At 45.2% G+C, this 610-nt stretch carries 1 pseudogene; it reads right to left on the bottom strand.

What is annotated here, in order from left to right:
• Positions 1–139 precede the first annotated feature (139 nt).
• Positions 140–610, bottom strand: a pseudogene (locus J3L11_RS18905) (transposase); the annotation flags it as partial.

Genomic DNA, 610 nt, shown 5'->3' with positions numbered 1-610 from the left:
AAGCTCTTGAGTCTCCTCGTATTGGCAGTACATGCTGCTCGGTTTCTGCGAGTAAACTATCAATCCTTTTAGGAATGGTTCCAGCCGCTTCCAGCCAAAAGCCATAAATCACATGGATTATCGCAACAGCGCATGTCGTAAAACTCAGTTGGCTGGCATATAACCCTGGCTTGCTTTGCGCCATTTTCACCATTTGGTAGCGAATAATGTTGTAGCTTAAGAGGATGCCCCAGAGCTCTTGCTTCACCATCTCCGGTTTCTTACTTCTCAACGTAAATTCGCTGTTGAGCAAACTCTGTTTCATCTCGCGGTAGCCCAATTCAATTTCCCAGCGGTGACTGTATAAATCCACGATTTCAGCACTAGGGAAGCGCAACGGATCTGTCATTGATGTGAGGATATTCACCTCTTTCCCTTTCACTGTTTTTGTCAGCAATCGGACATCGATATATTCAGGTAACTCATTAAATTGTTTACGAGATGGTGCTGTAGTCGTCAGCCGAATGAGCTTATCTTGTCGACCGAGTTTCGTGATAACTTCAAACTGTGTGCCTTTCTTCATCGGCATTAACCAGTGTCTGGCTTCGCCCGTTTGATGCCAACGATTTAG

This window comes from Shewanella sp. 4t3-1-2LB (assembly GCF_017368415.1).
Classification (GTDB): domain Bacteria; phylum Pseudomonadota; class Gammaproteobacteria; order Enterobacterales; family Shewanellaceae; genus Shewanella; species Shewanella fodinae.
Note: the sequence above shows the minus strand (reverse complement) of the source record. Positions and strands in the feature narration are given on the sequence as shown.